Annotated in this window: 7 protein-coding genes; 1 reads left to right on the plus strand and 6 read right to left on the minus strand. The window is 69.9% G+C overall.

Annotation, left to right across the window (positions count from 1 at the left end):
- The 6 genes from ABT381_RS22690 to ABT381_RS22715 form a co-directional block, all read right to left on the minus strand.
- A complete protein-coding gene (locus ABT381_RS22690; protein ID WP_351597270.1) occupies window positions 1–942 on the minus strand; it encodes a phosphotriesterase family protein in 942 nt (313 codons plus the stop codon).
- A 115-nt stretch (window positions 943–1,057) separates the two neighbouring features.
- Window positions 1,058–2,425: a YhfT family protein gene (locus tag ABT381_RS22695; RefSeq protein ID WP_351597273.1), complete on the minus strand. Its 1,368-nt coding sequence runs from the start codon at window positions 2,423–2,425 to the stop codon at window positions 1,058–1,060.
- Between the two features lie 27 nt (window positions 2,426–2,452).
- A complete protein-coding gene (locus ABT381_RS22700; protein WP_351597275.1) occupies window positions 2,453–2,812 on the minus strand; it encodes a DUF2620 domain-containing protein in 360 nt (119 codons plus the stop codon).
- The gene (locus ABT381_RS22705) at window positions 2,809–3,195 is read right to left on the minus strand and encodes a PRD domain-containing protein (protein ID WP_351597277.1); all 387 of its coding nucleotides are present in this window, start codon (window positions 3,193–3,195) and stop codon (window positions 2,809–2,811) included. The genes ABT381_RS22700 and ABT381_RS22705 overlap by 4 nt, the downstream gene beginning before the upstream one ends.
- A gap of 231 nt (window positions 3,196–3,426) precedes the next feature.
- Window positions 3,427–4,365 (minus strand): GntR family transcriptional regulator YhfZ, encoded by a 939-nt coding sequence (gene yhfZ, locus ABT381_RS22710; RefSeq protein WP_351597279.1) that lies wholly within the window; start codon window positions 4,363–4,365, stop codon window positions 3,427–3,429.
- A gap of 301 nt (window positions 4,366–4,666) precedes the next feature.
- Window positions 4,667–5,569 carry a class I SAM-dependent methyltransferase gene (locus ABT381_RS22715; protein ID WP_351597281.1) on the minus strand — a complete coding sequence of 301 codons (903 nt, stop codon included), beginning with the start codon at window positions 5,567–5,569 and terminating at the stop codon, window positions 4,667–4,669.
- Window positions 5,570–6,170: 601 nt separating this feature from the next.
- On the opposite strand from ABT381_RS22715, the gene ABT381_RS22720 reads away from it, so the two are divergent.
- On the plus strand, window positions 6,171–6,758 hold the full coding sequence (locus ABT381_RS22720) for a hypothetical protein (protein ID WP_351597284.1): 588 nt from the start codon (window positions 6,171–6,173) through the stop codon (window positions 6,756–6,758).
- The last annotated feature ends 45 nt before the right edge of the window (window positions 6,759–6,803 follow it).

Consider the following 6,803-nt stretch of genomic DNA (forward strand, 5'->3'; position numbering starts at 1 on the left):
TCAGACCGCCTCCTCTGTGTGCGCTCCGGTGAGAAAGCGGATCGGATTGCGGCGGGTCATCAGGTCGATCAGGTCGTCGTCCAGCCCTGCCGCCCGCAGCCGCGGCAGGAAGGACCGGAACAGATGGCCGTACCCCTGTCCGCCCTCGTCCCGGAGATAGCCGTGCCGGGAGATGTCGCAACTCAGCAGCACCCGGTCCGCATGTCCGGCCGCCACCAGCTCCAGCAGCAGCCGCAGCCGGGCCGCGTCGCTCTGGTAACTCTCTTTGCCCACCGTGTCGAAGGCGACGTACGCCCCCCGCTCCGCCAATTCCCGGTGCACACCCGGGTCGTCCAGCAGGTCCTGATGGCCGATGCAGATCCGGTGCGGCGGCAGCCCCTCGGCGGTGAGCAGCGCCAGCTGGGCGAGGCCGCCCCGGCCGAGCTGGGCGTGGGTGGCCACGGAGAGGCCGGTGGCCACAGCCGCCCGCGCGGCCGCCTTGAGCGTGCGGACCTCCGGCTCACTGGGCCGGTCGCCGTGGCTGCCGATCTCCCCGATGACGCCGGGGAGTATGCCCTCCGGGCCGATGCCCTCGGCGATCTCCCGCACCAGTGTGTCGGTCAGCTCCTCGACGCCGGCGTCGCCGACCTCGGAGGGGTGGAACGGCTCGTAGTACCAGCCGGTGGCCGCGACGACCGGGACGCCGGAGTCCTTGGAGATCCGGGCCAGTGCCGCCACGTCACGGCCCATGCCCCGGCAGCTCAGCTCGATGACCAGCGACAGCCCGGACTCCTCGTGCAGCACGGCGAGTTCGCGGGTGACCGCGTCGGCGTGCCGGCTGTCGAGCACCGCTGCCCGGTCGGGGTCCCGGCGCAGGTCGAGCGCCAAGTGCTCGTGTGCGAGCGCGGGGCCCCGTACGGCGGCGGGGGCGAGAGGACCGGTGACGGTTCGGATGTCGTGCATGGTGCTGCCTTGCTTTCTTCCTGCCGGAGGGCGGAGGGCGGAGGGCCGGTCCTGCTGGAGGTCGGTGGCTCGCCCGTTCGCGTACGCCGCCGGTCGGAGCTGCGTACGGAGCGCGTCAGCCCTTGACGGGGGTGAACAGGTCCAGCCAGTACAGGAGGTTGAGGACGACGCCGCCGACGATCACGGCGGCGGGTGCCGCGGCCATGCGGACCACGACCCGGCCCATCGCCTCGTTCAGCAGGTAGAGCCCGCCGACGATGAGAATGCCGAGACCGCCGCCCATGGTGTTGGCCGCCATCAGGGAACCGAAGAGGATGGCCAGCTGCAGTGAGTCGCTGATCGCGCTGCGCAGGTGCTCAGAGGAGTCCCGCACCGACGGCAGCCTCCCCAGCACCCGGCCGATCCACGAGAGCGCCAGCACCTCGACGGCGAAGACCACGGCACCGCATATCAGTGCCAGCCAGGGATTCGGCAGGAGATAGCCGATCGGGTAGACCAGCGTGAAGCCGGCGACGCCGTACGCGCCCGAGGCCAGCGCTGTGGTGGCGATCAGCGGGACGAAGCCGAAGACGCGATAGAAGTCCACTTGGGCCGCGCCGCTGTAGTCACCCTTGGCGATCAGGAAGCTGGTCGCCTCCCCACCGCCGAAGATGTGCATCTGGGCCAGCAGGCAGACACCGGCACCCAGCACCATGAACAGCGGCAGGTGCTTGCGCAGCCGGGTCGCGCTCGCGCTGAACAACGAAGCCATCGGGTCGTCGCCGCCCGACGCGTCCTCTGCCGGGCCGTCGGCCCTTCCGGCCTGCTCAGCCCGCTCCGTCCTGCGCTGCCGCAGGTCCTTGGCCACGGCGAACGCGATCAGCATCAGCACGCCCACCGCCATGGCGATGGCTCCGGCGAAGACACCCGGCCACAGCTTCATCGTGGCTATGACCAACGCCAGCTCGACCACGCCCGCGATGCCGCCGCGCAGTTTGCCGAACTGCTTGCTGATCGCCAGTACCGGAAAGAGCGTGAAGAGGAAGAGGATCGGTGTCGACATCTGCTGCATCGCGGTGAGGAAGTCGACCGGCAGGTCGTGCGCGAGGCTGTTGGCGCCGTTCAGCCCGAAGACGATGACCGCGCCCCAGGCGGCCCCGAGGATCGGCGCGAGCCACTTCTTCGGCGAGAGAATGCCGAGAATGTCGGTGGGCAAGAAGACCAGCCAGGGGTTCAGCACCCCCGTGGACAGCGCCATCGGCGCGCCCAGGCCGAAGATGAAGCCCGCGGAGAGTCCGAAGGACACGGCCGTGGTGGCACTGCGGGTCGTACGCCCCTGGATGAAGTCCAGCATGAAGGGACGTACACCGTCATTGAAGACGGCCAGGGCCAGGTGCGAGATGAAGGCCGTCAGAGCGCAGAGGACGATGACGGTCAGCTGCTGTGGCAGCGACAGGCTGAGATCTGTGCTGCCGACGGCTGCGGCGGCGATGTTCCCACTCACGGCTCACTCCTCAATGCCTTGACCGGGTCAGGCGTCGTGGGCCGCGATGGCGCGGGCGATGACGGGGGCGACGGTGTCGATCTTGTCCATGCCGAAGCCGAAGACCTTCTTGCCGTCGCCGATGAGGACGCGCACCTCTTCCTCGGTGGGGACGGAGCGGCCGAAGGTGTGGCAGGCGGCGCTGCCCATGAGACCCAGCAGGACACCGAGCGAGGCGCCGGCGCCGGTGTGGCAGGTACCCAGGTAGTAATCGGCCTGTCCGGCACGCAGCTTCATCGCCGCGTCCATGTCGCTGGAGACGGCGACGTCGACGCCGTCCAGGGCCAGCTTCTGCACCGTCTCGGCGACCTCGAGCTTGCGGACACCGCCGGTGAGGATCTTCGTCATGACACGTCCCTTCTGAGTCCGTTCTTGCGGAGTACGGCGAGATGCATCGCCAGGAAATTGATCTCGGAGTCGGGCAGCGCGGCGCCCAATTCCTTCTCGGCGCGCAGGGATATGGCACGGGCCCGCTCGACGGCCCGGGGCTGGTCGGCGAGCTCCGCCGCCACGTCCTCGTCGGTGAGGAACTGCTCTATGGGCTCGCCGTTCAGCAGCCGGGTGAGGGCCATCACGAGGTGACTGGTCAGCATGCCGGCGGTGTCCTCGGTGACGGGGTGGCCTTCGCCCGCCAGGGCGGTCAGCTCCTCCTCGACGAATCGAGTCACCTGCGGCGGCGCCTGTCCGCTGTCCCGGAAGAGCTGGAGGCGGAGGGCGAGTCGGTCCTCCATGGGGCGTCCTTTCCTCGCGATGCCTGCGGTGGACTTGGTATCGACAGTAACCAGGATTTTGGATATTGGGGAGAGTCGTGAGCACTCTTTTTCGAATGAGTGAAGGTGTGCTCTGCGGTTGACGCTCGGTTCGGGCAGGGAGGAGCCGTTCGTGGGCGAGGCCGACGGTTGGTTTCGTGGCGGGGGAGGGCGGCGGCGTCGGGGTTTCTCCGGGGTCCGCCGCTTCCAAGGTCAGTACGAGGGCATGCGCTCGCCGCGCAGTACCTCCCCCTGCAGATCGGTGACGAGGGACAGGTCCAGTCCGTCTCGCACCGCACTCAGGGCGGCGGCGCCCTGGGCCCGTCCTATGAGCGCGGCGCTGGAGTTGCGCAGAGACAGGTCGCGGGTGATTTCGTCGCCCAGCGGCAGTACGTCGACATCCGGCCCGAGGTGGTCCTGGACCTCATCGAGATTCCATACCGTGGCGTCCACCTCGCCGCGTGCGAACAAGTCCCGCAGTTGCATGTATGACGCCTCCACCCACTGGATGTCGTCGCGTCCGGCGAACGCCCGCCCGGCCAGCATCCGCAGGTCCTCCGACGCGGAGTCGATGGCCACCCGAAGCCCCGGCTTTTCCGGATCCACTCCGTGCCGCAGCAGCAGGCCGTGCGCGCCGACGTACGTGGCCGGGCCGAGATCGGCGACCAGCTCCAGGGGGAGCTCGTCGAGGAACCGGTCGGCGGCGAAGCGGGAGAGCACGACCAGGTCGACCTTGCTCTCCAGCAGGGCCTCGACGCGGGTGGCCGCGCCCCGCATGAACGTGATCGCGAACGGGGCGCCGGCGCCCTCGAAAGCCGTGCGCAGGCCGGTGGCCAGTCCTTCGTACCGCCGCGAATAGGGGAGGGGCATGGCGGCGAGCAGCGTGCCGAGCCCCGACAGGCGCCACAGTATGGTCCGATCGGCCCGCAGGAGGAACGTGCCGAGGTGGCCGCGGGCGACCGTCTCGATTGCACCTGCCTCCTCCAGGAGCTGAAGGGCGGCCTGGACCGTGCCGTTGCCCACGCCGAGCTCCTCGGCGAAGTCGCGGACGCGCGGGAGGCGGGTGTCCTCGTCGTGATTGAGCAACAGGGCCGCGAGCTGCCGGGCAGCCAGTCCGTTGCGGGTGAGGAACCGCTCGTCCACGCTGTTCATGCAAATGACAATAACCAGGATTCTGGATTTTGCCAAGCCATTTTCACGAACGGGCGAATGGGGGTGAGTGCGCGATGCCGATATGCGGAGCTCAGCCGACGCGGACGTCATCGCCGGCACTCATGGCGGCTCGACCTGCTGGCGCCGAGCCGCAGCGCCGAGCCGTGGCGCCGAGCCGCAGCGCCAAGCCGTGGTGCCCACGCGAATGACGTCCGCGTCCACTTCCCGCGACTTCGGAAGATCCGAGGACTGAGGACTGAAGGCTTGAGGACTGAGGGCTATGGACGGCAGCTGAGTGAGCTCAGCGCGTCCGGGCGATCAAGTAGCGGAAGACGTTCGGCATCCAGACCGTGCCGTCCGCGCGCTGGTACGGATGCAGCGCCTCCGACAGCTCCTTCTCCACCTGCGCCGGATCGGCGACCTGCAGCGCCGCGTCGAACAGGCCCGTCGACAACAACCCGCGCATCGCGCTCGGAAGATCGGCGTACCCGAACGGGCAGGCCACCCGGCCCGAACCGTCCGGCCGCAGCCCCGCACGCTCCGCCAGCTCCTCCAGGTCGTCCCGGCTGCTGGGCCGCCAGCCGGCCGCCGCGGGCGAGGTCGTCCTTTCGAGGGGGAGGGACGGATCCGTGAGCCGTTGCGCCACTCGGAGTACGCCTGCCGTGGCGCATCGCTCCACCGGGCCCCAGCCGCCCAGCACCACCGGGCTGCCGCGCTCTGCGAGGGCCGTTGCCGTCTGCAAGGAGGATGTCAGCCCGTCGACGGTGCTGACGCAGCCCACCGGGTGGAACGCCGTCACCAGATTGAAGCGGCCCTGTTGGGGAGGATCCATGCACTCGGGTCCGCCGTGCGCCAGGCACGCGGCCGACTCCCCGGAGCTGCCGCCCGCTTCGGGGCCCTGCTCCGGCGCCAGCCGCTCCCGGGCCAGCCGCAGCCGCGGTTCGTCCATGTCCACCCCGCTGACCTGCGCGCCACGGGCTGAAGCCATCAGCAGGGCGAGGCCGGAACCACAACCCAGTGCCAGCAGCCGAGTGCGCGGGCCGACATCCAGCCGCTGGTACACGGCCTCATACAGCGGCACCAGCATCCGTTCCTGGATTTCGGCCCAGTCGCGGGCGCGCGCCCCCGAACCGGAGCCGTCCGGTGCAGGGTGACCGGAAGGGCCGGAACGCTGGAGGCCGTGCTGTACGAGCGTGGGTGTCATGGAAAGCGCCCCTATCCGCCGAGAGCCCGAGCTTGAGGAAAATGGTCTTCCGCCCCCGATTTGTTGCGCTGTACCCCCCGGTCCAGACAACCCCCCATCGATCCCAGAGTCCAGGGGTTGCGCCCGGTTGTCTACCGCGCGCCCCCGTTTGCGCCGCCCGGGCGCCGACCGGTCGGCGGCGGACATGGAGACGGCCGCTCTCCGGCGCCCTTCAGGGGCTTCGAGGCGCCCCTCACCCGGGTGGCGTACGGCGCTTCGCACCCCCGGCCGTAGGGCGTCCGCATCACGTGGACGGGCCGCCTTCGGACGGTCGCGGCATCGCCGGTACGATCACCATGATCACGCGGCCGGCCCTGAGACCACGCCGTCTCTTCGGGGCCCGCGGGACACGATGTGCGCAGGCACCCCGTAGCGTCCGCCCGTCCGGTGCGCCGGACGTACACGTCGATACATACCGGCTCGGCACCCGGTGCGCGTCTCGTCCACAGAAAGACGCACCCGCCCTCCACGGGCCGCATGAGTGGAAACTGACTGGTACGTGCAAATTATTTGGGATGCCCCGGAATCGGAACACTGAGCGGTACCGGCTCGTTGTCACGACGTGAGCACGACACCTGTTCTCGCCGCCGAGCTGGCGCTCGCTTGGGCCGACATTCAACGGCACCATCCCGAGCTGCCGGATTTGGCCGCGCCCGAATCCCTGATCGGAGAGTCCTCGTCCGCCTGCGGCGCCGAGCTCTCCTTCGAACGGCTGCTTCATGAGGCAGTTCACGGCATCGCCGCATCCCGTGGCGTCCGCGACACCTCACGCGCCGGTCGCTACCACAACCGCCGATTCCTGGCGATCGCCGAGGAGCTGGGCCTGGACCACGCCGACGAGCCGCACCCCAGCAGCGGCTTCTCCCTGGTCACGCTCAACCCCGAAGCCAGAAGGCGGTACCGCCCCACCATCGAGCGGCTCGCCAGAGCGCTCAAGGCGCACACCGTCGCCACCGCGGCCGACAGCAGCCGCAGCTTCCGCGGCCCGGCCGCGCGGCACGGCTCCTCCGGTGGCGGCGTAAGGGTCAAGGCCGTCTGCGACTGCGGGCGCAACGTCCGGGTCGTCCCCTCCGTGCTCGCCCAGGCCCCCATCATGTGCGGCGGCTGCGGCAAGCCGTTCCGCATCCCCGAGGTGGCCGCGGTCGGCTGACCGGGGCACAGGGCCGGCCGCCCGTCCGACCGCGGCCGGCCGCAC

Origin of the sequence: Streptomyces sp. NPDC000151 (assembly GCF_040301705.1) — a bacterium.
Classification (GTDB): Bacteria; Actinomycetota; Actinomycetes; order Streptomycetales; family Streptomycetaceae; genus Streptomyces.